The 25442-nt window shown below is 67.9% G+C and carries 23 protein-coding genes and 1 pseudogene; 5 read left to right on the top strand and 19 right to left on the bottom strand.

From position 1 onward, the window contains the following. Window positions 1–22: 22 nt before the first annotated feature. The 3 genes from ABW16_RS07795 to rimP all read right to left on the bottom strand — a co-directional run bounded on the left by ABW16_RS07795 (window position 23) and on the right by rimP (window position 2129). Window positions 23–283, bottom strand: coding sequence for a YlxR family protein (locus ABW16_RS07795; protein ID WP_327083211.1), 261 nt, complete (start codon window positions 281–283; stop codon window positions 23–25). Window positions 284–555: 272 nt separating this feature from the next. Then, complete coding sequence (gene nusA, locus ABW16_RS07800; protein ID WP_047318564.1) at window positions 556–1599, bottom strand: transcription termination factor NusA; 1044 nt, start codon at window positions 1597–1599, stop codon at window positions 556–558. Continuing rightward, window positions 1596–2129 (bottom strand): ribosome maturation factor RimP, encoded by a 534-nt coding sequence (gene rimP / locus ABW16_RS07805; protein WP_047318565.1) that lies wholly within the window; start codon window positions 2127–2129, stop codon window positions 1596–1598. The genes nusA and rimP overlap by 4 nt, the downstream gene beginning before the upstream one ends. 246 nt (window positions 2130–2375) lie before the next feature. Here rimP and ABW16_RS07810 point away from each other — a divergent pair, with 246 nt between their 5' ends. Both ABW16_RS07810 and ABW16_RS07815 read left to right on the top strand, forming a co-directional pair. After that, window positions 2376–2831, top strand: a complete 456-nt coding sequence (locus ABW16_RS07810) for a hypothetical protein (protein ID WP_167344265.1) — start codon at window positions 2376–2378, stop codon at window positions 2829–2831. Then, window positions 2828–3286 carry a ferritin-like domain-containing protein gene (locus ABW16_RS07815; RefSeq protein WP_047318567.1) on the top strand — a complete coding sequence of 153 codons (459 nt, stop codon included), beginning with the start codon at window positions 2828–2830 and terminating at the stop codon, window positions 3284–3286. Before ABW16_RS07810 ends, ABW16_RS07815 begins: the two co-directional genes overlap by 4 nt. Window positions 3287–3308: 22 nt before the next feature. On the opposite strand, the gene ABW16_RS07820 is transcribed toward ABW16_RS07815, so the two are convergent. The 5 genes and pseudogenes from ABW16_RS07820 to mqo form a co-directional block, all read right to left on the bottom strand. Beyond that, the gene (locus tag ABW16_RS07820) at window positions 3309–5054 is read right to left on the bottom strand and encodes a proline--tRNA ligase (protein ID WP_047318568.1); all 1746 of its coding nucleotides are present in this window, start codon (window positions 5052–5054) and stop codon (window positions 3309–3311) included. A 52-nt stretch (window positions 5055–5106) separates the two neighbouring features. After that, window positions 5107–5259: pseudogene (locus ABW16_RS28130) on the bottom strand (MFS transporter); the annotation flags it as partial. 45 nt (window positions 5260–5304) lie between these two features. Continuing rightward, the gene (locus ABW16_RS07825; protein WP_412178188.1) at window positions 5305–6708 is read right to left on the bottom strand and encodes an MFS transporter; all 1404 of its coding nucleotides are present in this window, start codon (window positions 6706–6708) and stop codon (window positions 5305–5307) included. A 204-nt stretch (window positions 6709–6912) separates the two neighbouring features. Beyond that, the gene (cobA, locus tag ABW16_RS07830; RefSeq protein WP_047318570.1) at window positions 6913–8121 is read right to left on the bottom strand and encodes a uroporphyrinogen-III C-methyltransferase; all 1209 of its coding nucleotides are present in this window, start codon (window positions 8119–8121) and stop codon (window positions 6913–6915) included. Window positions 8122–8141: 20 nt separating this feature from the next. Beyond that, window positions 8142–9587: a malate dehydrogenase (quinone) gene (gene mqo / locus ABW16_RS07835; RefSeq protein WP_047318646.1), complete on the bottom strand. Its 1446-nt coding sequence runs from the start codon at window positions 9585–9587 to the stop codon at window positions 8142–8144. 62 nt (window positions 9588–9649) lie between these two features. On the opposite strand from mqo, the gene mtr reads away from it, so the two are divergent. Together mtr and ABW16_RS07845 are read left to right on the top strand one after the other, a co-directional pair. Next, window positions 9650–11038 carry a mycothione reductase gene (gene mtr, locus ABW16_RS07840; protein WP_047318571.1) on the top strand — a complete coding sequence of 463 codons (1389 nt, stop codon included), beginning with the start codon at window positions 9650–9652 and terminating at the stop codon, window positions 11036–11038. A gap of 12 nt (window positions 11039–11050) precedes the next feature. Beyond that, window positions 11051–12847 carry an acyl-CoA dehydrogenase gene (locus ABW16_RS07845; protein WP_047318572.1) on the top strand — a complete coding sequence of 599 codons (1797 nt, stop codon included), beginning with the start codon at window positions 11051–11053 and terminating at the stop codon, window positions 12845–12847. Between the two features lie 17 nt (window positions 12848–12864). On the opposite strand, the gene ABW16_RS07850 is transcribed toward ABW16_RS07845, so the two are convergent. Continuing rightward, the gene (locus tag ABW16_RS07850; RefSeq protein WP_047318573.1) at window positions 12865–13836 is read right to left on the bottom strand and encodes a quinone oxidoreductase family protein; all 972 of its coding nucleotides are present in this window, start codon (window positions 13834–13836) and stop codon (window positions 12865–12867) included. Between the two features lie 67 nt (window positions 13837–13903). On the opposite strand from ABW16_RS07850, the gene ABW16_RS07855 reads away from it, so the two are divergent. After that, window positions 13904–14404, top strand: a complete 501-nt coding sequence (locus tag ABW16_RS07855; protein WP_047318647.1) for a MarR family winged helix-turn-helix transcriptional regulator — start codon at window positions 13904–13906, stop codon at window positions 14402–14404. Between the two features lie 24 nt (window positions 14405–14428). Here the strand turns inward: ABW16_RS07855 and ABW16_RS07860 are convergent, their stop codons facing one another. The 10 genes from ABW16_RS07860 to ABW16_RS07905 form a co-directional block, all read right to left on the bottom strand. Beyond that, complete coding sequence (locus ABW16_RS07860) at window positions 14429–14932, bottom strand: hypothetical protein (RefSeq protein WP_131721479.1); 504 nt, start codon at window positions 14930–14932, stop codon at window positions 14429–14431. A 380-nt stretch (window positions 14933–15312) separates the two neighbouring features. Next, window positions 15313–16089 (bottom strand): 3-oxoacyl-ACP reductase, encoded by a 777-nt coding sequence (locus ABW16_RS07865; protein ID WP_047318575.1) that lies wholly within the window; start codon window positions 16087–16089, stop codon window positions 15313–15315. Continuing rightward, a complete protein-coding gene (locus ABW16_RS07870; protein ID WP_047318576.1) occupies window positions 16086–17450 on the bottom strand; it encodes an aldehyde dehydrogenase family protein in 1365 nt (454 codons plus the stop codon). The genes ABW16_RS07865 and ABW16_RS07870 overlap by 4 nt, the downstream gene beginning before the upstream one ends. Beyond that, entirely contained in the window at window positions 17447–18184 is a 738-nt protein-coding gene (locus ABW16_RS07875) for a gamma-glutamyl-gamma-aminobutyrate hydrolase family protein (RefSeq protein WP_047318577.1), read from the bottom strand. The genes ABW16_RS07870 and ABW16_RS07875 overlap by 4 nt, the downstream gene beginning before the upstream one ends. Then, a complete protein-coding gene (locus tag ABW16_RS07880) occupies window positions 18171–19535 on the bottom strand; it encodes a glutamine synthetase family protein (RefSeq protein ID WP_047318578.1) in 1365 nt (454 codons plus the stop codon). Before ABW16_RS07880 ends, ABW16_RS07875 begins: the two co-directional genes overlap by 14 nt. A 64-nt stretch (window positions 19536–19599) precedes the next feature. Next, complete coding sequence (locus ABW16_RS07885) at window positions 19600–21342, bottom strand: AMP-binding protein (RefSeq protein ID WP_047318579.1); 1743 nt, start codon at window positions 21340–21342, stop codon at window positions 19600–19602. A gap of 95 nt (window positions 21343–21437) precedes the next feature. Next, the gene (locus tag ABW16_RS07890) at window positions 21438–22001 is read right to left on the bottom strand and encodes an alpha/beta fold hydrolase (protein WP_047318580.1); all 564 of its coding nucleotides are present in this window, start codon (window positions 21999–22001) and stop codon (window positions 21438–21440) included. 96 nt (window positions 22002–22097) lie between these two features. Next, complete coding sequence (gene map / locus ABW16_RS07895; protein WP_047318581.1) at window positions 22098–22955, bottom strand: type I methionyl aminopeptidase; 858 nt, start codon at window positions 22953–22955, stop codon at window positions 22098–22100. A gap of 22 nt (window positions 22956–22977) precedes the next feature. Then, complete coding sequence (locus ABW16_RS07900) at window positions 22978–23562, bottom strand: DUF1707 SHOCT-like domain-containing protein (RefSeq protein WP_047318582.1); 585 nt, start codon at window positions 23560–23562, stop codon at window positions 22978–22980. A gap of 19 nt (window positions 23563–23581) precedes the next feature. Then, complete coding sequence (locus ABW16_RS07905; RefSeq protein ID WP_109519517.1) at window positions 23582–25402, bottom strand: penicillin-binding transpeptidase domain-containing protein; 1821 nt, start codon at window positions 25400–25402, stop codon at window positions 23582–23584. Between the last annotated feature and the right edge of the window lie 40 nt (window positions 25403–25442).

Consider the following 25442-nt stretch of genomic DNA (forward strand, 5'->3'; position numbering starts at 1 on the left):
CGGGTTTAGCTATGACGCATGGTCATCGGGACTTCACGGTGTGCTCATGTTCTTCGCTACCTGTTCTGTTGACCGGGGCGGTGAGCCGATCTTCGAATCCTTCGAAGTACTCCTCCACCCCGGATACATCCGGAGAACCGCTGATCCGCAGCGCGCGCACGAATGCCCGTCTCCGAATCGCCGCGTGCAGGCACTCCGACGCGGGATGCAACCACGCACCCCGCCCCGGTTGGTTGCCCGCGCGGTCAACGATCACGGCACCGTTGCCGTTCTCGGTTGACACCGCGACCACCCGAAGCAATTCGACGGTCAACGCACGTTTCCGGCATCCGACACACGTGCGCACCGGTCCCTCTGGGGAGCGGTGCGTCCGCGAGGCGGCTGTCGAAGTCTCGCGCTGGATCACGGCTCAGTCTACCCATACAACGGGGATCACCCGAACCACCCGAATCCGTGCCGGTGGTTCAGCGAGGCTCGACGAAGGAGAGGCGAAGCTGGGACCGCCAAACAAACCCCGTAGCGCCCCGCTCAGCGCCCCGCCGGTCCGTGTCCCGCTCAGTGTTCCTGCGGCACGCCCCGGCCGGCCTCGTGCTCGGCGCCGTTGGCGCCGGGCTCCGGGGTATCGCTGCGGATGTCGATGCGCCAGCCGGTCAGCCGGGCCGCCAACCGGGCGTTCTGGCCCTCTTTGCCGATGGCCAGGGACAGCTGGAAGTCCGGAACCACTACCCGGGCGGCCCGGGCAGCCTGGTCGATGACGGTCACCGACATCACCTTGGCCGGCGACAGCGCGTTGCCGACGAAGCGCGCCGGGTCCTCGTCGTAGTCGATGATGTCGATCTTCTCGCCGGCCAGCTCGCTCATCACGTTGCGCACCCGCTGGCCCATCGGACCGATGCAGGCGCCTTTGGCGTTCAGGCCGGGCACCTGCGAGGCCACCGCGATCTTGGAGCGGTGGCCGGCCTCGCGGGCGACCGCGACGATCTCCACCGACCCGTCGGCGATCTCGGGGACTTCCAGGGCGAACAGCTTGCGGACCAGGTTCGGGTGGGTACGGGACAGCTCGATACGCGGCTCGCGCAGGCCGCGGGTCACCCCGATCACGTAGCAGCGCAGCCGGTCGCCGTGCTCGTAGGCCTCGCCGGGTGCCTGCTCTGCGGGGCGGATGACGCCGTCGAAACCCTTGGCTTCGGTACCCAGGCGCACCACGATGACACCGCGGGCGTTCTCCCGGGCGTCGCGCTGGACGACGCCGGCGACGATGTCGCCCTCCCGCGCGGAGAACTCGCCGTAGGCCTTCTCGTTCTCGGCGTCACGCAGCCGCTGCAGGATCACCTGGCGCGCGGTGGTCGCCGCGATCCGGCCGAAGCCCTCGGGGGTGTCGTCGTATTCGCTGATCACGTTGCCGTCGGCGTCGGTCTCGCGGGCCAGCACCCGCACCACGCCGCTCTTGCGGTCGACGTCGATCACCGCGTCGGCCTGATGACCTTCGGTGTGACGGTATGCGGTGAGCAACGCCGATTTGATGGTGTCCACGACCACGTCGACCGAGATGCCCTTGTCGGCCTCGATCGCGTGCAGCGCGGCCATGTCGATATTCATGCTCCGGCCTCCGTTCCCGCCTCGGGGGCCTGTAGGCCCGCCAACTCCAACTCACGTTCGCTCGGCGGCGAGAACTCGACTTGTACCACCGCTCGGCTGATCTCGCTCAGTGGCAGGCGGCGACGGTTCCAGTCCCGCCCGGCACGCACCACCAGCGTCAGGACGTCGTCATCGACGACGCCCACCCGACCGGTCAGACCCGACCCGTCGGACAGCGTCAGCTCAACTTTGCGACCGTGCGCGCGCCGAAACTGCTTCGCTGTGGTCAGCGGCCGCCCCACACCGGGCGAGCTGACCTCCAACACGTATTGGCCGTCGAACTCCAGGGTGTCGAGCAGTTCCGACGCCGAACGCGCCAGCGCCGCGGCAGTGTCCAGATCCAGCGGAGTGTCGCCGTCGGCGACCACGGTGATTCGCGGCAGCGGGTCCTGATCATCGACGACGACGTCTTCGATCTCGTATCCGGCGCGGGTGAACTCAGCATCGAGCAGCTCGATCACCTGTGTCTGGGAAGGTAGCCCGGTGGCCACGGCGAGCTCCTCGTCTTGAGTTGTTCAGTCGGCGCGTTCCCACGCGCCAGGCGCGGCCGGGAACCAGTCATCAACGATACGCCGTGGGAAACACAGCCACAGCAAACCGGCAAAAGCGCCCGTCAGCGTACCGCGGCCCGGTCCCGGCCACGTCACGTCCCTCCGCTTCTGTCGCAATGGCAGGATGTCAGGGTGCCTGGCCCCCTGTCCGTCATCGACCGCCGGCGCGTGCTCACCGGCGCCGGGATGTTCGCCCTGCTGGCCCTCGCGGCCCCGGCCTGCGGCTCTGCTCCTACGACGCCCGTCGTGGACGACCTGGAAGCCCAACGACAGCTGGCCCTACACGACAGTGAACTGGCCACCGCAGCCGCTGCGGCGCTGACCGACCCGGACTCCAAGGTGCTGGCCGCAGCACTGGAGCAGGTGTCGCAGGAGCGAACTGAGCATGCCCGGGCGCTGGCAGCCGAGATCGCCCGCGCCGCCGGAAAGACGCCGGCGGATGAGACCGAAACCACCACCGCCAACGCTGCGCCGGACGCGCCGGCCCCGACGGTCTCGCAGGTGATCAACGCGTTACGGGCCGCCGCCGACAGCTCCGGAAAGCTGGCGGTCGCCTCGTCGGGTTACCGGGCCGGGCTGCTGGCCTCTATCGCCGCGGCGTGCACCGCCGCCTACGCGGTCGCCTTGGTGGCGCAGACATGACATCTCCCGAGCCCAGCCCGGCCTCCGGCCCCGAATCGGCCCTGATCGATGCCCTGGCCACCGAATACGGGGTCGTCTACGGCTACGGGCTGGTGTCGGCGTACTCGCTGCCGGAATTCAACGATCTGGTGGTCACCACCATCCGTCAGCACCGCGAACGCCGGGACCGCACCATCGCGATCCTGACCAGCCGCTCGGTTGCGGTTCCACCCGCCGCCGCCGGATATCAGGTGCCCATGCCGGTGACCACGTCCAATGACGCACTGCGGCTGGCGGTCCGGATGGAAGACGACACCGCGGCAGCCTGGCGTGCAGTCGTCGAGCAGGCCAGCGAAGCCACCGACCGGGAATTCGCGGCGACCGCGCTCGGCCAGAGTGCCGTGCTGGCCGCGCACTGGAACCGCGCGCTCGGGAATTGGCCGATCACCCAGGCCTTCCCGGGCGGCCAGGACTAGACGGGGACTAGACCGGGACCAGCTAGCGGCCCAGCGCCGCCAGAATCTCCCCGGCCAACTCCGCACCGACGGCCAGCTCACGGGTCTGCCCGGAGAAGCGATCCCGCAGTTCGACAACCCCCTCGGCCCAGCCACGCCCCAGCACCACGATCCACGGCACCCCGAGCAACTCGGCGTCTTTGAACTTCACTCCCGGCGAAGCCTGCCGGTCATCGAAGAGCACCTCCAGACCGAGCCGGTCCAGTTCGGCGGCCAGCTCGGTCGCGCCGGCGCGGGCGGCGTCGTCCTTGTTGGCGATCACCACGTGCACGTCGAACGGCGCGACCTGCGACGGCCAGCGCAGGCCCAGCTCGTCATGCTGCTGTTCGGCGATGACAGCCACCAGCCGGGACACGCCGACACCGTAGGAGCCCATGGTGAGCCGCACCGGCCGGCCATCCTCGCCGAGAACGTCGACCGCGAACGCGTCGGTGTACTTGCGGCCGAGCTGGAAGATGTGGGCGATCTCGATCCCCCGGGCACTGACCAGCGGGCCGGCCCCGTCCGGTGACGGGTCCCCGTCCCGGACCTCGGCCGCCTCGATGGTGCCGTCGGCGACGAAATCACGCCCGGCGACCAGCCCCACGACGTGCTTGCCGGGTGCGTCGGCGCCGGTGATCCAGCTGGTGCCGTCCACCACACGCGGATCGACCAGGTAGCGGACCCCGTTGTCCTGCAATGCCTTCGGACCGATGTAGCCCTTCACCAAGAAGGGGTGTTTGGCGAAATCACCGTCATCGAGCAGTGCGTGCTCGGCGGGCTCGAGCGCCGCGCCGAGCCGCTTCTCGTCGATCTCGCGGTCGCCCGGCACTCCGATGCCCAGCAGCTCCCAGTCGCCGTCGGGTTGGCGGACCTTGAGCAGGACGTTCTTGAGGGTGTCGGCGGCGGTGACCGTACGGTCCAGCGCGCCGTTGGCCCAATCCACCAGGGTGGCAATCGTCGGAGTGTCGCCGGTGTCGTACACCTTCGCCTCGGGCAGGCCCTCGATCGATTGCGGTTCGGGGCGGGCGGTGGTCACCGCTTCGACATTGGCGGCGTAGCCGGACTCATGGCAGCGCACGAATGTGTCTTCACCGACCGCGCTCTCGGCGAGGAACTCCTCGGAGGCCGATCCGCCCATGGCGCCGGACACCGCGGAGACGATCACGTAGCGCACACCGAGCCGGTCGAAGATCCGCTGATAGGCCACCCGGTGCGCCTCGTAGGCGGCGGCCAGGCCGGCATCGTCCACGTCGAAGGAATACGAATCCTTCATCACGAACTCGCGGCCGCGCAGGATGCCGGCTCGCGGCCGCGCCTCATCGCGGTACTTGGTCTGGATCTGATACAGCACCACCGGGAAGTCCTTGTAGGAGTTGTACTCCCCCTTGACTGTCAGGGCGAACAGCTCCTCGTGGGTGGGGCCCAGCAAGTAGTCGTTGTCGCGGCGGTCCTTGAGCCGGAACAGGCCGTCGCCGTATTCCGTCCAGCGGTTGGTGGTCTCATAGGGTGCGCGGGGCAGCAGCGCCGGGAACAGGATCTCCTGGCCGCCGATGGCGTTCATCTCCTCGCGCACCACTTGCTCGATGTTGCGCAGCACTCGCAGACCCAGCGGCAGCCAGCTGTACAGACCGGGTGCGATCGGCCGGATGTAGCCGGCCCGGATCAGCAGCTTGTGGCTGGGGACTTCGGCATCGGCGGGGTCGTCGCGCAGGGTGCGCAGGAACAGTTGGGACATCCGGGTGATCACAGGCCGAGAGCCTATCTTCAGCCGCGAGCAGACGCGGACTTGCCCGGCGCGCCTACAGCTCCCCGGCCTCCACGGCCTCACGGGTGCGCTGGGCGCGGGCGATCTGGTCGGCCGAGAACCCGATGAGCAACGCCGCCCCGCCCACCAGGATCGCGATCGCCGCCACCCACAGCAGCGAATACGTGTAGCCGGCGCCCAGCGCAGCAGGCCGGCTTAGCGGGGACCGTAAGTGCGGTGAAGCCAGGCGAAGTTACAGGTCGCCGAAGGCGTCCTGCACATCTTGGGCGTGCGCGACCTGCTTGGCGGTGTAACCGATCAGCAGGGAGATCGCGCCGACCAGGACGGCCACGGCCGCCACCCACAGCAGGCCGTAGGTATACCCGGCGTCCAACGCGGCGATCTGCGCGGGATTCATGGTCTTGACCGGCATGTTGGTGCCGCCCAGGTAGAGCGTGCGCGAGGTGATGACGGCCTGCACGACCGCCAGCACGATCGGCCCTCCGAGGTTCTGCAGCATCAGCGCGATCGCCGAGGTCGGGCCGATCTGGTCGAAGCCCACACCGGTGATCGCCGACAAGGTCAGCGGCACCACGATCATGCCGATGCCGAACCCGCCGAGCACGATCAACGTCACGAAGTTCGGGAAGTACGGGAGGTTCCGGTCGACGGTCGAGCCGTAGATCATCGCCCCGAGCACCACGATGCCACCGGCGATCACCAACGCCCGGGGCGGGAACCGCCGGACCAGCTGCGAGGACGCCGCCAGGCCGATGCCCAGCCCGATGACGAACGGGATGAATCCGACTCCGGCGCGCAGCGCCGAGTAGCCCATCAGATCCTGCACGTACAGGCCGATGGTCACAGTCACGGTGAACAGCACCCCGCCGGCCAGGAAGATCGCCGCGAAGGTCGCCACCCGGTTGCGGTCCTTGAACAGGCTGAACGGCACCACCGGGTTCTGGGCGGTGCGCTCGACGACGACGAACGCCAGCATCGCCACGATCGCGACCACGCCCGAGCCGATGGTGATGACCGAGATCCAGCCCTTCTCCGGGCCGATCGTGAACGCGAATACCGCGGCGGTGCAGCCCAGGGTCGCCAGCAGCGCCCCGGCGGCGTCGAGCTTCATCCGCTCCCGATGGGTCTCGGTCAGTGCGGTGCGGGCCAAGTAGATCATCAGCAGGCCGATCGGCACGTTGACACCGAACGCCAGCCGCCACGACAGCTCGGTCAGCGCACCACCGACCACCAAGCCCATCACCGAACCGACGGCGGTCATCGCGCCGAATACCGCGGTTGCGGCATTACGGGCCGGCCCCTTCGGGAAGGTGGTGGCGATCAGCGCCAGTGCGGTCGGTGAGGCGATGGCCGAGCCGACCCCCTGCAGCAGTCGGGCGATGACCAGCGTGGGCGCATCCCAGGCCACCGCGCACAGGACCGACGCGATGGTGAACAGCGCGACCCCGCTGATGAAGGTGCGCTTGCGGCCGATGGTGTCGCCGAGTCGGCCGCCGAGCAGCATCAGGCCGCCGAAGGTCAGCACGTAGGCACTGATCACCCAGCCGCGACCCGCGTCGGACAGGCCCAGATCGTCTTGGATCTTAGGAAGCGCGACGATGGCGACCGTGCTGTCCATGGTGGCCAGCAGCTGCATGCCACCGATCGCGATCACGGCGTAGATAAAGCGACGAGACGGCAGCCAGGACGACACATACTTGCTGGTCCAGCTCACGAGATCGGAGCCGGCTCGCCCCCGGGGAACCTGCCCGGCAGCGCCTTCGGACCGCTGCACGGTCGCACGCCCTGCATCATCAAGTGCAGTCATAACCGGCTACCCTACAGTAATATTAAGAGCTGTTTAAACCCCGAAACCTGCGACGGCCCCGATAATGACGATCGCGGGAGGTCGGATGCCCTCCGCGCGGATTTTCTCGGGCGCGTCGGCCAGGGTCGCTCGTAGCGTGTGCTGGGCCGGCGTGGTGCCGTGTTGCACCACCAGAACCGGCGTATCCGCAGGTCGTTCGCCTTTTTGCAGCACCGCGCAGAATTGTTCGATGCGTTCGATAGCCATCAGCAACACGATGGTTCCGCGCAGTGCGGCCAGGGCGTCCCAATTCACTAACGATTCGGGATCGTCGGGTGCGACATGCCCGCTGACCACCACAAACTCGTGGTTGACAGCCCGGTGGGTGACCGGCACTCCGGCCAGAGCCGGTACCGCTATGGCACTGGTCACACCCGGTACCACCGTCACCGGGATACCGGCCTCGGCGCAGGCCAGGACCTCTTCGTAGCCGCGGGCGAACACGAACGGGTCGCCGCCCTTGAGGCGCACCACGAACTTGCCGACCTTGGCGCGTTCGATCATCAGCGCGTTGATGGCGTCCTGCGCCATTGCCCGCCCGTAGGGAATCTTGGCGGCGTCGATGACTTCGACGTTCGGCGGCAGTTCGGCGAGCAGTTCGGGCGGGGCAAGCCGGTCGGTCACCACGACGTCGGCGTGCGAGAGCATGCGACGGCCGCGCACCGTGATCAGTTCCGGATCGCCGGGTCCGCCGCCTACCAGCGCCACACCGCCGCGCACCACGTCGGAGGTCTCTGCGGTAATGGCTCCGGACTGCAGGGCCTCCCGGATCGCCGAGCGGATCGCCGCCGACCGGTTGTGCTCGCCGCCGGCCAGAACGCCCACCGACAGACCGGAGTAACCGAAGGTGGCCGGGGTGACCGCGGATCCCTCGACGGCCAGATCGGCCCGCACACAGAAGATCTGGCGACGATCGGCCTCAGCCACAATGGCGGCGTTGACCTCCGGGTCGTCGGTGGCCGCGATCGCATACCAAGCGTCGGCCAGATCTCCGTCGCGGTAGGCGCGCGAGACCAGCGTGATGCCGGGCTTGCGCTCCCCCAGCGCTTCGACCGCCGGGGTGGCGCTGGGTGCGATCACCAGCACCTGCGCGCCGCTGTCCACCAACAGCGGAAGTCGTCGCTGCGCGACGCTTCCCGCGCCCACAACGACAACCTTGCGGCCGGCCAGCCGTAAACCGGCCAGGTAGGGGTTCTCGGTCACCCGGCAACTCTAGTGGCCCATCAGGTGAGCTGAAGCTGTCGGCTGCCCCACTGCCACACCTGCTCGTATAACGCGGGCTCTTCGGAGAGTCGCGTGCCCAACGAGGGCACCATCTCTTTGAGCGTCGGCAGCCACTGCGCGAACTTCCCGGCGAAACAGCGCGCCAGCACCTCCAGCATCGCCGGCACCGCGGTCGAAGCGCCGGGTGAGGCACCGAGCAGTCCCGCGATGCTGCCGTCGCCGGCGCTGACGATCGTGGTGTCGAAATCGAGTTGTCCGCCGCGGATCACCTGCACGCGCTGGCCGGCCCGGATCTCATGCCAGTCCGCTTGATCGGCAGGCGGCAGGAACTCCCGCAGCGCCTCGACACGGGTGGCGTGTGTCCGCCGCAGTTGGCCGAGCAGGTACCCGACCAGTTCGCGCTCCCGGATCCCGGCGCTCAGCAGTGACTTCACGTTGTCGAAGCGGACCGATCTCGGCAGGTCCGTGGCGCGCCCGTGCTTGAGGAACTTCGGAGACCAGCCGGCAAACGGCCCGAACAGCAGCCACGACGCACCATTGACCATCCGGGAGTCCAGGTGCGGGGCCGTCGTCGACGGCGCACCCGGGACCGGGGCGCCGTACACCTTGGCGCGGTGTCCGGCGGTCAGCTGCGCGGCGCCACAGCGCAGGAACACCCCACCGATCGGGAAGCCGCCGTAGCCCCGCACTTCGGGGATCCCCGCGCGCTGCAACAAGCCCAGCGTCGCTCCCCCGGCGCCGATGAAGACGAATTTGGCATTGAGCCTTCGGGTTTCGCCGGTTCGGCGGTTGGCCAGGCCCAACGTCCAGCTGCCGTCGGACTCCCGGCGCAGCGAGCGCAACTCGTGGCCGAAGAACACCGCAGTGCCGTGGCGCACGCCGTAGCCGATGAGCTGGCCGGCCAGCGCACCGAAGTCGACGTCGGTGCCATGCGGCGCCCAGTCCAGGGCCACCGGCACGTCGGGATCTCTCCCGGCGGCCATCGCGGGCAGGCGCGCGGCGAACTCGCCGAAGTCGGTGATGAACTCGGTTCCGGCGAACAACGGGTTGCCGGCCAGCGCACGATGGCGCCGCCGCAGGTAGTCCACGCCCTCGGTGCCGTACACGAAGCTGACGTGCGGGATCGGATGCACGAAGTCGCGCGGTTGCTCCAGCAGGCCGTTTTCCACGGCATACGCCCAGAACTGCCGGGTCACCTGGAACTGCTCGTTGACGCGCACCGCTTTGGCGGTGTCGATCGAGCCGTCGGGCTGCTGCGGTGTGTAGAACAGTTCGCACAGTCCGGCGTGGCCGGTTCCGGCGTTGTTCCACGGATCGCTGCTCTCGCCGGCGGCGGATTCCAACCGCTCAACGATGGTGATTGCGGCGTTGGGTTCCAGGCGGCGCAGGATCGCCCCCAAGGTGGCGCTCATGATGCCCGCGCCGATCAGCGCTACGTCGGTCATCTCGGTCTGAACCGATGTGGACACGCCATCAGATTAGCCCGCACACCGTTTAGGCTGACGCAATGGAGAGCTACGACCTGGCGATCATCGGAACCGGTTCGGGCAACAGCATTCTCGACGAGCGCTACGCGGACAAGCGGGTGGCGATCTGCGAGCAGGGCACTTTCGGCGGCACCTGCCTCAATGTGGGCTGCATCCCGACCAAGATGTTCGTCTACGCCGCCGAGGTCGCCAAGACGGTGACCGAGGCGTCGCGCTACGGGATTGACGCTCACATCGACGGTGTGCGCTGGGACGACATCGTCTCGCGGGTGTTCGGGCGGATCGACCCGATCGCCGCCGGCGGCGAGCAGTACCGCCGCAGCCTGCCAAACGTCGACGTCTACGGCGAGCACACCCGGTTCGGCCCGGTCGGCGCGTGCGGCCGGTACCTATTGCTCACCGCCGGCGGCGAGCAGTTCAGCGCCGAGCAGGTGGTGATCGCGGCCGGGTCGCGCTCGGCAATCCCGCCCGCCATCGCCAACAGCGGGGCGCATTACTACACCAGCGACGACATCATGCGGATCGCTGAGCTGCCCGAGCATCTGGTGATCGTGGGCGGCGGCTTCATCGCCGCCGAGTTCGCCCACGTTTTCTCCGCCTTGGGAGTCCGGGTCACGGTGGTGATCCGCGGCTCGACCTTGCTACGGCACTGCGACGAGACCGTGGCCGAACGCTTCACCCGGATCGCCGCGGCCAAGTGGGAGCTGCGCTCGCACCGCAACGTGGTCGCAGCCCGCCAGGAAGGATCCGCCGGGCCGGGTGTCGTCGTGGAGCTTGACGACGGCTCGGTGCTGCGGGCCGACGCGATGCTGGTGGCCACCGGGCGGGTGCCCAACGGTGACCTGCTGGACGCCGAGCAGGCCGGTGTCGTCGTCGCAGGCGGGCGGGTGACCGTCGACAAGTACCAACGTACTTCGGCGCGCGGAGTTTTCGCGCTCGGCGACGTGTCCTCGCCCTACGAGCTCAAGCATGTCGCCAACCACGAAGCCAGGGTGGTGCAACACAACCTGCTGTGCGACTGGGACGACGTGGACTCGATGCGGATCACCGACCACCGCTATGTGCCGGCCGCGGTCTTCACCGATCCGCAGATCGCTGCGGTCGGACTGACCGAAACACAGGCGTTGGCAAAGGGTCTCGATATCTCGGTGAAGATCCAGGATTACGGTGACGTCGCCTACGGCTGGGCGATGGAGGACAGCAACGGATTTGTCAAGCTCATCGCCGAACGCGGCACCGGACGGCTCCTCGGCGCACACATCATGGGCTACCAGGCGTCGTCGATCATCCAGCCGCTGATTCAGGCGATGAGCTTCGGTCTCACCGCGCCGGAGATGGCCCGCGGTCAATACTGGATCCACCCGGCGCTGCCCGAGGTCGTGGAGAACGCACTGCTCGGCCTGGAGTGAAAGGTTCGCCAGATGAAGTCCACCCTGCTGTCCCGCCAAGACCTCGATTTCCTGCTGTTCGACTGGCTGCGCGTCGACGAACTCACCGGGCGAGACCGCTTCTCCGAACATTCCCGGGAAACCTTCTCCGACACACTCGATTTGTGCGAGCAGTTGGCCACTCGCTATTTCGCCCCGCACAACAAGAAGAGCGACGCTCACGAGCCCACCTTCGACGGGACGAAAGTCACCATCATCGGTGAAGTCAAGGAGGCACTGGCGGCCTGCGCCGAGGCTGAGCTGATCGGCATGGCCATGGACTACTCGCTGGGCGGTGCGCAATTGCCGGCAACGGTGGCCCAGGCCGGCTTCGCCTGGCTGTTCGCCGCCAACGTCAGCACCGCCGGCTATCCGATGCTGACCATGGCCAACGCGAACCTGCTCGCCAAGTTCGGCAGCGAAGAACAGGTCACCGCCTTCGTCAAACCCATGCTCGCCGGCCGCTTCTTCGGGACGATGTGCCTCTCGGAGACTCAGGCCGGTTCATCGCTGGCCGACATCACCACCCGTGCGGAGCCCCGGGCCGACGGCACCTTCCGGCTGTTCGGATCGAAGATGTGGATCTCCGGTGGCGAACACGACCTGACCGACAACATCGTCCACCTGGTGCTGGCCAAGATCCCGGGCGGCCCGGCCGGCACCAAAGGGATCTCGCTGTTCATCGTGCCGAAGTATCTGGTGAATACCGACGGCACGCTGGGTGAGCGCAACGACGTCGTGCTGGCTGGGCTCAACCACAAGATGGGCTATCGCGGAATCACCAACACCGTGCTCAACTTCGGGGAGGGCGGCCACCGACCCGGCGGCGAGCCGGGCGCGGTCGGCTATCTCGTGGGCGACGAGCACCGCGGCTTGACCTACATGTTCCACATGATGAACGAAGCCCGCCTCGGCGTGGGCATGGGTGCCATCGCGCTCGGCTACACCGGCTACCTGAAGTCGCTGGACTACGCGCGCAGCCGTCCACAGGGGCGTCCGGCGACCACGAAAGACCCTGCGATGCCGCAGGTTCCGATCATCGAGCACGCGGATGTCAGGCGGATGCTGCTCGCGCAGAAGTCCTACGTCGAGGGAGCGCTCGCCTTGGCTCTCTATTGCGCGCGGGTCGTCGACATCGCGCACACCGCCGAATCCGCTGAGGAACTTGACCACGCCACCGCGCTGCTGGACATCCTCACCCCGATCGCCAAGAGCTGGCCGTCGCAGTGGTGCCTGGCGGCCAACGATCTGGCGATCCAGGTGCACGGCGGTTACGGCTACACCCGCGAGTACGACGTCGAACAGCACTACCGGGACAACCGGCTCAACCCGATCCACGAGGGCACCCACGGCATCCAGAGCCTGGACCTGTTGGGCCGCAAGGTGGTGCAACGCGACGGGGCCAGCCTGGCCGCGCTACACCGGACAATGACCGAGAGCACCGCGGCCGCGCATGGGGCCGGCGGCGAACTGGCCGATATGGCCACCCAACTCGACACGGTGATCCAGCGACTGGTATCCGTCACCGCGGGCATGTTCGCCGCCGGCGACATCGATGCCGCGCTGGCCAACAGCGCGGTCTATCTGGAGGCCTTCGGCCATGTGGTGATCGCCTGGATCTGGCTGGAGCAGCTGTTGGCCGCCCAGGGGCGCACCGGGGACTTTTTCGACGGCAAACGCCAGGCGGCCCGGTACTTCTTCCGGTATGAGCTGCCGAAGACCGGTCCGCAGCTCGACCTGCTGGAAAGCCTGGACCGCACGACTCTGGAGATGCGGCCGGAGTGGTTCTGACGTAGGCCGAAGCGGCTTTAGGGCGTGAAGACCACCCGGGTGCCCGACGGCTCCCGCTGAGTCCACACCTGCTCGACGTCCGCCAAGGGCTGCCGCTGGGTCGCGAGCTGAAGTTGGCCGTCGGCGAGCATGGCGAACAGCCGGGGCAGGAATTCCTGGTTGGCCTGCCGCAGCACGTCCATCGGGACACTGCCGAGGCCCACCCCGCGCAGCGTCACCGCGGCGCTGCGCAGAATTCCACCGGCGAGGTTGATGGTGGGGCCGGCCATCGTGCCGACCTGGATGAACTGTGTCGCGTGGGCGACTGCGCCCAGTCCCTGATTGCCCAGGGCGGCCAGCACCTGCTCGGCCGGTTCCCCCCACAGGTAGTCGATGACCACGTCGAACGGGCGGTCTCGGTGCACCGCGGCGACCCGGGCCGCCAGGTCGTCGTGGCCCAGCCGGATGGTGTCGGCGCCGAGACCGCGCAGCCAGTCGAGCCTGTCGGCGTCACGTCCGACAGCGACCACCCGCTCGACCCCGAACTCGGACTTGGCCAACTGAACCGCCAGTGACCCGGTGACGCCGGTCGCGCCCAGTACCAGTACGTGATGTTCGGGGCGGACCTGTGCGGCGTGCTGTAGCGACACCCACGCCGACACGCCGGGGTTGGGCGCGGCCGCAGCGAGTACCGGATCGATGCCGTCTGGCAGCTCGACGATCCGGCCCGGGGCAAGCAGGGTGCGTTCGGCCATCATTCCGTATGGCGTGACCGCGGTGCCGTACACCCGGCGGCCGTCGGCGAGGCGGGCCACCCCGTCCACTCCGGCCACCCCGGGCAGCGTCAAACCCGAACTGCCGTAGTGCGTACCGGCGACCAACCCGCGGGTGAGGTTGGTCAGTGCCGACGCCTCCACTGTCGCAATGACCGCGCCGTCATGTGCTTCGGGCTCGGGGAAATCGGTGTATACCGGCACCCGCCCCAACGCCTCGATCACTGCTGCCTTCATCGGTGCCTCCTTTTGGTTTCTATGGAAACCATACTCGGAGAGTGTCAGCCGTGGCAATATGGTTTCGGTGAAAACCAAAGCGGACGTGATCGCCCGGATCGGCGACCTGGTCCAAGCCGTGGGCGACAAGTTCGACGACTCCGGCGGCGACGCCGAGCGTGACTTCATGGCGCAGCACTGCCCTCGGCGGCTAGAGGCGGCAGTGCGCGAACTGCCCACCCTGAGCATGCATCTGCTCGATCGCATCGGCGACGATCCGGTCAATATCGTCACCCTGGCCGCCCGATCCGGGCAGCTCAAGGGCACCGTATCCAAGCATGTGCAGCGCTTGGTGGCGGCCGGCCTGGTCGAACGCCTGCCCGTGCCGGGCAACCGCAAGGAGATCGCCCTGCGACTCACCGCGGACGGCCGCATCGTGGTGCGCGCCCACCGCCGCCTGCACGATGAGATGAACCTCGGCATGAGCGACTTCTTGTCCCGCTACACCCATGCCGAATTGGCGACGGTGGCGAAGATCCTGGGCGACCTGCTGGCGACCGAGCGGGTGGGTGTGCGGCTGGCGCCGTAGCCGAATGGTTCCGAGGAACGCCTACTAGAACTCGGTCGAAGGGAGAGTGTCGAAGAGGGTGAAGTCCTGGCCGCCGAAATCGATGACATCCGACATACCGATCACGACTCCAGAGGAGTTCAACTCCTCGGTGAAGGTGTTGCCCCACAGCTCAGTCCCGGTGGCGTCGGATGCGACGAAGTTGGAATACTCCTCGATGTAGTCATGGCTGTCGGCGCCGTTGACGTACAGCTCGTAGCCGGCGGTATTCGAGTAGAAATCCAGTCCAGCGAAGATTTGATTGGTCGCGATCCAGTTGCCGACCACCCCGTCTCCGTGAATCCCGACCGTCGGATGAGATAAGTCTTTGACTCCACCTGTGAAGAAGTACTCTCCCGGTTGACCGGCGTCGGGACCGTTGGACGATATCGGCTCGTATACGACGTAATCGGGGTCGGCGGCCGCCAGGGCGCTGGTGGCCAGCGCGATCAGCGGTGCGCCCAAAGCGAAGCCAAGCAGTGTCGCGCGGCGAATCGTGTGAGTAATCATGGTGAGCCCCCAATGCTTTGCTGTGTTTATGCTAAGAATTCGGGACGCTATCGGGTTGCTGTCGCAGCGATCAACACACCGTTCCACTCAATGGAACACCCACGACACAGCCCGTTCAGCCCAACCCTTCCCGGTCCGGTACTGTCACCGTATCCACTTGTGTCACTGTGGTTTTGGTTGTGGATAGCTTCGGCGACGTGGATCGGGCGCCGGGGCTGGATTTCGAGGCCCTGACGGCACGGGAATGCCTGGCTTTGTTGTGGCGCTGCGAGACGCTACGGCGGCGGCTCCCGGCGGTGGAACATCCCCTGGTCAATCAGATCGCCGCCGCCGACCCCGCCGAGATCGGTGGCAGCGCCCGCTGGGCCCTAGCCGGGCGACTACAGCGGCGTGACGTACGCCGAGCTGATCCCACCGTCCACCAGGAACGTCGAGCCGGTGATGAACGACGCGTCATCGCTGGCCAGGAAGGCGACGGCGGCGGCGATCTCCTCCGGTTCGGCAAACCGGCCCACCGGCACGTGCACCAGCCGGCGGGCGGCGCGCTCCGGGTCGGCGGCGAACAGCTCCTGCAGCAGCGGGGTGTTCACCGGCCCGGGGCACAACGCGTTGACCCGGATGCCTTGCCGGGCGTACTGCACCCCGAGCTCACGCGACATGGCCAGCACGCCGCCCTTGGAGGCTGTGTAGGAGATCTGGGAGGTGGCCGAACCCATCACCGCCACGAACGATGCGGTGTTGATGATCGACCCGCGTCCGGCGGGCGCCATGTGCCGCAGTGCCGCCCGGCAGCACAGGTACACCGACTTCAGGTTGACATCCTGAACCCGTTGCCAGGCAGGAAGTTCCGTGGTTTCAATCACGTCGTCGTCGGGCGGCGAGATGCCGGCGTTGTTGAAGGCGATCTCCACCGAGCCGAACGTCTGGGCCGCGGTGTCGAACAGCGCGTCGACCTGGTCCTGATCGGAGACGTCGACCTGAACGAACAGGCCGTCGAGCTCATCGGCGACCGCGGTGCCGGCCGCCTGGTCGAGGTCGCCGACCACGATCTGGGCGCCTTCGGCGCGCATCCGCCGCGCGGATGCCAAGCCGATTCCGCCACCGGCGCCGGTCACCACGGCTACCCGTCCGGCCAGGCGTTGGGTCAGATCGGTCACTGCATCTCCTTCACTGCGATGAATACGTTTTTGGTCTCGGTGAACGACAGTGGGGCGTCCGCGCCCAGCTCCCTGCCCAGCCCCGACTGTTTGAAGCCGCCGAACGGCGTGGTGAAGCGCACCGAGGAGTGCGAATTCACCGACAGGTTCCCGGCTTCCACCGCCCGCGAGACGCGCAGCGCCCGGGACAGGTCGTTGGTCCAGATCGAGCCCGACAGCCCGTAGACGGTGTTGTTGGCCAGGGCGATGGCGTCGGCTTCATCGTCGAACGGCAGCACCGTCACCACCGGGCCGAATATCTCCTCGCTGACGCACCGGTCGGTGGCCGCGGGAGTCAGGACCGTGGGCGGGAACCAGAAACCGGGGCCGGTGGGAGCCTGACCTCGGAAGGCGACCGGCGCGTCGTCGGGCACGTAGGAGGCCACCTTTTCCCAGTGGGGGCGCGACACCAGCGGGCCCATCTCGGTGTCGCGGGACGTCGGGTCGCCGACGACCACACCGGCCACCGCGGGCTCCAGCAACTCCATGAAGCGGTCATAGACGCTGCGCTGCACAAGGATCCGGCTACGCGCACAGCAGTCCTGCCCGGCGTTGTCGAACACGCCGTAGGGTGCCGTCGCGGCCGCATGCTCCAGGTCGCAGTCGCCGAACACGATGTTGGCGCTCTTGCCGCCGAGTTCCAGCGTCACCCGTTTGACCCCGGCCGCGCCGGCCTGCAGGACCCGGGTGCCGGTGGTGGTGGAACCGGTGAACACGATCTTGGCCACGCCCGGGTGGGTGACCAGGCGCTCCCCCACCTCTGCACCGCGACCGGGCAGCACCTGCAAGAGGTCGCCATCCAGACCCGACTCCACAGCCAGCTCCGCCAACCGCAGTGTGGTCAGCGGCGTCCACTCGGCGGGCTTGATCAGCACCGCGTTTCCGGCGGCCAGCGCCGGTGCGAAACCCCACGCGGCGATCGGCATCGGGAAATTCCACGGGGTGATGATCCCGACGACGCCCAGCGGCTCGTGGAAGGTGACGTCGAGCCCGCCGGCGACCGGTATCTGCTTGCCGGACAGCCGTTCCGGGCTGGCCGCATAGAACTGCAGCACGTCGCGGACATGCCCGGCTTCCCATTCGGCGGCCGACACCGGATGGCCGGAGTTGGTGACCTCGAGCGCGGCCAGCTCGTCGATGTGGGCGCCGACAACCGCGGCGAAGTCTCGCAGCGCCGCGGCCCGCTCGGCCGGGGCACGTTTGGCCCACCGCTTCTGGGCGGCCTGTGCGCGGCGCACCGCATCGTCGACGGCGGCGGCGTCGACGTGGTCGACGGTGCCGAAGACTGCCCCGGTGGCCGGGTTGATCAGTTCGTGGATCATTCGCTCACCCGAGCCAACGCGTACTTGCCCGCTTCGGCCACGATCGCGGCGAACAGCCGCAGATCGTCCGGGGATTCCTCGGGATGCCACTGAACCGCGAGCACGAAATCCTCCCCGGGAAGCTCGATCGCCTCGATGACCCCGTCGTCATCGCGCGCACTGACGACAAGTTTCGCACCCACGTCCGCGATCGCCTGATGGTGGTAGCACTGCACCTGGCAGGTCTCGCCCAGAAGCTCGGCCAGCCGAGTGCCGGCCACGGTGCGCACCGACATCGGGGTGAAGACACCGCCGCCCGCCCGGTGCCCGGTGCTACCGATGACGTCGGGCAGGTGCTGGTGCAGCGTCCCGCCGAGCGCCACGTTGAGCACTTGGGCGCCACGACAGATCCCCAGCACCGGCATCCCGCGCCGCATCGCCTCCGCCAACAGGGCGAATTCCCAGGCGTCCCGGGTGGTGTCGGGCCGATCAGTCTCATCGTGCGGGGTCTGGCCGTACCCGGCGGGGTCCAGGTCGCGGCCGCCGGTGATCACCAGGGCGCTGACACCGGCGAGCACACGCGCCGCGATGTCGGGTGTCACCGGCTGCGGCGGCAACAGCACCGCGATTCCGCCTGCGGCGGTGATGCTCTGGATGTATTGGGCGGGCAGCAGGCCGGCCCGCGCATCCCAGACTCCGAACTTCGCTCGGTCCAGATAGGTCGTCAGTCCGATAACGGGTTCAGAAGCGCTCAAAACCCCGGACCCTCTCCCAGTCGGTCACCGCGGTGTTGAATGCGTCCAACTCGACCCGGGCACTGTGCAGGTAATGCTCGACGACCTCATCGCCGAACGCCTTGCGCGCTAACGCCGATTCGGCGAACAGCTCCACGGCGCCGCCGAGCGTCGTGGGCAGGTGCGGCAGTCCCGCCCGGTAGGCGTCGCCGTCGACCGGCTCGGGCAGCGCCAGATCATTGTCGATGCCGTGCAGCCCCGCCGCAATCAGTGCCGCGACCGCCAGATAGGGGTTCACGTCGCCGCCGGGCACCCGGCACTCCACCCGCATCGAGTTGCCGTGGCCGAGTACTCGCAGCGCACAGGTGCGATTGTCCAGGCCCCACGCTATCGCCGTGGGGGCGAAACTACCGCCGACGAATCGCTTGTAGGAGTTGATGTTCGGGGCATAACACAGGGTCAGCTCGGGCAGCGTGGCCAGCACGCCGGCCAGGAAACCCCGGAACAACGCCGACATGCCGTGCGGCGCCTCGGGATCAGCGAACACCGGAGATCCTTCGGTGTTGCGCAGTGACAGATGTACATGGCAGCTGTTGCCTTCGCGTTGGTCGAACTTCGCCATGAACGTCAGGCTCTTGCCGTGCTGGTCGGCGATCTCCTTGGCGCCGCTCTTGTAGACGCTGTGGTTGTCGCAAGTGGTCAGCGCCTCTTCGTAGCGGAAGGTGATCTCCTGCTGGCCGTTGTTGCACTCCCCTTTGACGCCCTCGCAGCGCAGGCCCGCGCCGGCCATCCCCAGCCGAATGTCACGCAGCAGCGGTTCCAGCCGCGTGCCGGCGACCAGACCATAGTCGGCGTTGTAGTCGGTCCCCGCGGTCAGGCCGCGATACCCACCGGCCCACGCCTGCCGGTAGCTCTCCTCGAAGACCAGGAACTCCAGTTCGGTGGCGGCGTAGGCGATCAGCCCGCGCTCGGCCAGCCGGGCGAGTTGGGCGGCCAGTATCTGGCGGGGCGCCACCGTGACCGGACCGCCGTCCGGCCAGTGCGCGTCGGCCAGCACGTGCGCGGTGCCGGGCAACCACGGGATGCGCCGCAGTGTGGCGAAGTCCGGTTTGAGCACCAGATCGCCGTAGCCGGTGCCCCAGTCGGCGATCGAGTAGCCGGGGACGGTGTGCATCTCCACGTCGACGGCCAGCAGGTAGCTGCAGCACTCCACGCCGTGTTCGGCAACCTCGGCGACGAAGTGCTCGGCCGCGACTCTCTTGCCGACCAACCGGCCCTGCATGTCGGCGAACGCCACCACAACGGTATCGATCTCCCCGGAGGCGACCAGTGGTTGCAGCTCTGTCAGGGACAGCATCGTAGGCCGACTCATTGTGCTCCTTCGCCGACGACGATCTTCCCTGACAGTTGAGTGCTGTCAGGCTACCCGCCCGCGGTCAGTCGACGGTCTCCAGCCGACGGAACTGCGCCGCACGGTAGCAGTCGGCGCATGTGGAGCGGCGGATCTTGCCACTGGTGGTGATCGGCAGCGAGCCGGGAGCGACCAGTACGAGGTCGGCGACCCGGACCCCGTGGGACCGCGAAACCGACGCCGCCACATCCTTTTTCAGAGCCGCTATCCGGTGCAATTGCTCTTCGACGGTATTGCCCCGGTTCTTGACCTCGGCGATGACCACCAGCTGCTCACCACCGTCACCGGCGACCGGCACCGCGGCGACGCGACCCCCGGTGAGCTCCTGCACGGTGGCCTCGATGTCATCGGGGTAGTGATTTCGGCCGTCGACGATCAACAGGTCCTTGATACGCCCGACCACCAGCAGCTCGCCGTCGTGGATGACGCCCAGGTCGCCGGTGCGCAACCACGGCCCCACCGGTGTGCCGGCGGACGGAGACTCGAGGTGCCCGCCGAAGGTGCGCTCGGTGGCCTCCGCGTTGTGCCAGTAACCGCCGGCGACGTTGGGCCCGTGCACCCAGATCTCCCCGACGCGCCCGTCCGGGTTCTCGGTGTGCACCTCGGGGTCGACGATCCGCACCGTGCAGGCCCGCGGAGCGCCGATGCTGACCAGCTCGGCCCCGCCCGGACCGGCCTGCGCGGTGCCGGCCACCAGTTTCTCGTAGTCGAGCCGGACCGTCACCGGACGGTTCGCGCGCGGCGCCGAGGCGACGTAGACCATTGCCTCGGCCAGCCCGTACGACGGTGCCAGTGCACTGGCGGGCAGATTGAAGCGGGTGAAGCGGTCGGTGAAACGGCGGATCGTCGCCGCGTGGATGCGCTCGCTGCCGCTCAAGATGGTGTGCACGCTTCCCAAGTCGAGACCGGCCATGTCCGCATCGGTGGTCCGGCGCGCGGCCAGTTCGAACGCGAAGTTGGGTCCGGCGGTGAACGCACAGGAGTTGGTGGCCAGCTGTTGGATCCATCGGGACGGCTTCTGCAGGAACGCTATCGGGCTCATCACCACCGAGTGGCGGCCCAGCAAGACGGCTCCCATCACACCGAGCAGCAGGCCCATGTCGTGGTAAAAGGGCAGCCAGGACACCAGCGTGGTGTCCGGCGGTGGCGCTCCCCCGTCGTCGCCGAAGTAGTCCGCGATCACCTGCTCGATGTTGGCGAACACGTTGCGGTGCGAGACCACGACGCCCCTCGGCGAGCCGGTTGACCCGGAAGTGTATTGCAGCAGTGCGGTTTTCGTTGTCAACGCACCGGTCCCGCGCCAGGAGACGGGGGCGTCGAGATCGATCAGATCCACTTCGATGATCGCGGGCGAACTTCCGCCGACAGCACTGACGCATCCGTGGATGTCGCCGGCGACCGCCGACGTGGTGAGAACCGCCGCCGGTGCGCAGTCTTTCAACGCCGCGGTGACTCGCTCGTCGTGGCTGCCGAACGCCGGTACCGGCAACGGCACCACGATGCAGCCCGCCTCCATCGCACCGAAGAAGCCGGCGATGTACTCGAGGCCTTGCGGCGCGAGCAGCGCGACGCGGTCACCCGGCGAGGCAACCGCGGCCACTTCCACGGCGACGGCCTCAGTGCGCGCCAAAATCCGGGACCACGTCAAGGTGTCGGCGTAACCGGCCGGATCGACCTCGTAGTCGATATAGGTGAACGCCGGCCGGTCAGGCCACTGTTGGGCGCGTTCACGCAGCAACGCCGGTATTGATTGCCCCCACGACAACATTTGGTATCCCCCCAGATACGTATGTGATTTTTCCCCCGCCGACGCACCACCCCCGGTCGTCGGCTACGCCGGAACCTACTCTTCCGCGCCTGGCATTACCAGGTACTGGCCCGCAACACGATCTCCATCGCCAGTTGTGCGGTGAATTCCTGGGCGCTGCGCCGCCCGGGCAGCATCACCAGGCGATGTTCGCCGTAGACAAACCGTTGGCTGGCGTTGGCCACCGCTGCCGTGGCCCGGGAACTGACCAGAACGGTGGTGTTGATCTCCACCGGAGGGCAGCGCTCGTCACGGATCACGCCGCTGAGATCCGGCGCGCGCGGATGGCCCCGGTCGAGCGCCACCAGACCGGTGAAGCGGTCCGGGCGCGTCGCCGCGAGTTCCCAGGCATTGTCCGCGCCGGTGCGGTCGCCCACCAGAACGCCGCACTGCACGCCCAGCGAATCGAGAATGCCGATCACCGACTTGGGTGTCAGACGCGGATCTGCGCCGATCACGATGGTTCGCAGGGAGGCGGTGTGCAACCGTTGGCAGACCGCGTCGTAGGCGGTGAGGGGGTGCTGCGCCGCGGCAAGCACGACGACGACGGGCCCGTTTTGCGGACCTGCCACATCGACCGGGATCGGGAACCCGTCGATGGTCATCATCGTGCCCGGCATTTGCGCCACGCTACAGCCCATCGGGCGGCACGGGGCGATTTTGGCGGGCCCCTCAGCGGCTCAACAGACTGTGCCTTAACAGCGGCCAGCCGGAAGTCACGGCAGGGTGAGGATCTCGGCTCCGTCGTCCGTCACCACCAGGGTGTGTTCGAACTGGGCGCTCCACTGTCCGTCGCTGGTGACCACCGTCCAGTCGTCGTCCCAGATGTCGTAGTCCAGGCTGCCGAGGTTGATCATCGGCTCGATGGTGAAGGTCATGCCCGGCTCGATGATGGTGTCGACTTCGGGCTGGTCGTAGTGCAGGATCACCAGACCGTTGTGGAAGGTCGGGCCGATCCCGTGGCCGGTGAAGTCGCGGACCACGTTGTAGCCGAACCGGTTCGCATAGGACTCGATGACCCGGCCGATCACCGACAGCGCGCGGCCGGGTTTCACCGCCTTGATGGCACGCATGGTGGCCTCGTGGGTGCGTTCGACCAGCAGCCGGTGTTCTTGTGAGACGTCACCGGCCAGGAAGGTGGCGTTGGTGTCGCCGTGCACTCCGTCGATGTACGCGGTGACGTCGATGTTGACGATGTCGCCGTCGGCGATCACCGTCGAGTCCGGGATGCCGTGACAGATGACTTCGTTGAGCGACGTGCAGCACGACTTGGGAAAACCCTTGTAACCCAACGTCGAGGGGTAGGCGCCGTGGTCGACCATGAACTCGTGGGCGATGCGATCCAGCTCATCGGTGGTCACACCGGGCGCCACGGCCTTGCCCGCCTCGGCAAGCGCACCCGCCGCGATCCGGCTTGCCACCCGCATCTTCTCGATCACCTCAGGCGTCTGCACCCAGGGCTCGGACCCCTCGGCGGCCGTGGCGCGGCCGACGTATTCCGGACGCGGGATGGAGCGGGGCACCGGCAGCGTCGGAGACAGCACGCCAGGGGAAAGTGGGGCACGAACGGGCATTACGCCAGCTTAACGGAGCTGGTCAGCGCCGCCAGCGGAGCTTGCGCCGTGGGCCCCTGATGTCCACCGAGCCGCACACCACCCGCCCGGTCAACACCAGGTGCGGGGCTCCTTCGGCGGGCGGGTCGGGGCGACGGTCCCGGGCGCTGCCGCCGTAGACCTCGACGTCGTCGATCGAGGCACTGGCGCCGTCGGGCAGGCGGATGTCGACCGAGCCGAATCGCATGTCGAGCTCGATGACGACGACCGGCCCGGCGAACCGCGCCTTGGTGAGGTCGAGGTCAACCGAGCCCAGGCGCCGCACCAATGCCAGCCGGGTCGGCACGATCCATTCCCCGTGGCGCTTGAGCGAGCCGGCCCAGCCACGCAGCTCGACGCGGTCGGCCGCCGAGGTGACGATGGCGCGCGGTCCGGGCAGGTCACCGATCAGGGTGTCGAGGTCCGAGCGCATCCGCGCCTGCGACACCTGCGCCGCGCGCTCCTCGAACTCCCCGATGTCGATCAACCCGAGGGAGACGGCATTGTGCAGGCGCCGCAGGGTGCCGTTGCGGTCCGCATCCGAGATACGCAAGGCCACGTCGGCCATGTCGTCGCTGAGACCCGTCATGGCTTCTCAATTTACGCCGCTACAGCAGGAAGTTGTCCGGCAGCGAGTCGAACATCACCTTGGTCATCCGGACCGCGTACTGCGAGCTGCCGCCGCCGACGATCAGCGACGCGAAGGCCATGTCGCCCCGATATCCGGCGAACCAGGAGTGCGAACCACCGGCGAATTCGGCCTCTCCGGTCTTGCCGTAGACCGGGCCGCAGCCGGCGATGTCGCGTGCGGTCCCGTCGGTCACCACCAGCCGCATCATCTCGCGCAGTCCGTCGAGCATCTCCGCGCTCACCGGGGCAGCGGCCGGACCGTTGACCGCGGTCGGTCGGCCCTCGATCAGTCGGGGTACCGGTGTCCGGCCCGCGGCCACCGTCGCCGCAGCCAGGGCGACGCCGAACGGGCTGGCCAGTACCTTGCCCTGTCCGAATCCGTCCTCGGTGCGTTCGGCCAGGTCGACGGTCGGCGGAACCGAGCCGGTGACCGTGGTGATCCCGTCCACCAGGTAGTCCACCCCGATTCCGTAGCGACTGGCCGCCTGCGACAGCGCCCGCGGCGGCATCCGGCTGGCCAACTCGGCAAAGGTGGTGTTACACGAGTTTGCGAAGGCCCGCGACATCGACACCAGGCCCAGGTCGAACCCACCGTAGTTGGGGATGGTGCGCTGGCCGATGTCGAGTTCGCCGGGACAGCCCACCATGGAGTTCGGTGTCGCCATGTCCCGTTCGATCGCCGCGCCCGCGGTGACCATCTTGAACGTCGACCCGGGCGGGTACAGACCGCTGGTCGCGACCAGGCCGTCGGCATCAGCCGCTGCGTTCTGCGCAACGGCGAGCAGTTCTCCGGTCGATGGCTTAATCACCACCATCATCGCCTTGTCACCGCGGGTGTTGACCGCGTTCTGGGCGGCGCGCTGCACCGATCGGTCCAAGCTGATCGTCAGCGAAGGTGCCGGTGCGGGATCGACCTCGTGCAGTACCGCGACGTCGACGCCGTTCTGGTTCACGCTGACCACCCGCCAGCCCGCAGCACCTTCGAGTTGGGTCCCGACGGCTTTTTTGACCTCGCTGATGAGCATCGGCGCGAAGTGGTCATCGGTGGGCAGCAGGTCGGGGCGCGGAGTGACCACGACTCCCGGAAGGGCGCCGATGGCGGCTTCGACACGGTCGTGGTCGGCCTTGCGCAGCGTGATCAGGTCGAGCGGAGACCTCAAGGAGCTGGCCTGCTCGGCCAGTCGCTGCGGGTCGCCCAGCGCGTCGTCGAACGGCCGCAAGGTGTCGACCACCGCACGGGCGGTGCGCATCAGGTTGCGTCCGGCCCGGCTGGCGTCCAACTCGTAGTGGTACACGTAGCCCGGCACCAGCACGTCGGTGCCGCCCACCTCGTTGACCGCCGCCCGACGCGGCGGGTCGGCCCGCAGCGCGAAGGTCTGGTGTTCACCGAGCTTGGGGTGCAGGCCGGTGGCCGTCCAGCGAACCGTCCAGTGGCCTTCGTTGCGGACCATCTTGAGCTGGCCGTCGTAGGCCCAGCTCCGGTTCTTCGGCAGCTTCCAGGTGTAGCGGTAGGCCACGCTGCCGGTGTCGTCGTTGTAGCGCGAGCTCAGCACCTGCGCATCCAGGTGTTCGGCCTGCAGGCCCGCCCACGCGGCGTTGAGTGCGCTGCGTGCCGCAGACGGGTCGTCGCTGAGCTCGGCGGCGGTCGCGGTGTCGCCGGTGGCCAGGGCGGCGAAGAACCGCTCGGCGACCGGCCCTGGGCCGTCGGGGCGCGGCGTGCAGGCCGCCAGGCCGGCTGCGGTGAGCAGCGCGGTGACCAGGCCCGTGACGCGTGTGACTAATGAGCTTGCAGTTGTCATTGGGGCTGATGTTACGAAATAGAAACGGCTCGCAGGCGGA

Origin of the sequence: Mycolicibacter heraklionensis (genome assembly GCF_001021505.1) — a bacterium.
In the GTDB taxonomy this organism is placed as follows: Bacteria; Actinomycetota; Actinomycetes; order Mycobacteriales; family Mycobacteriaceae; genus Mycobacterium; species Mycobacterium heraklionense.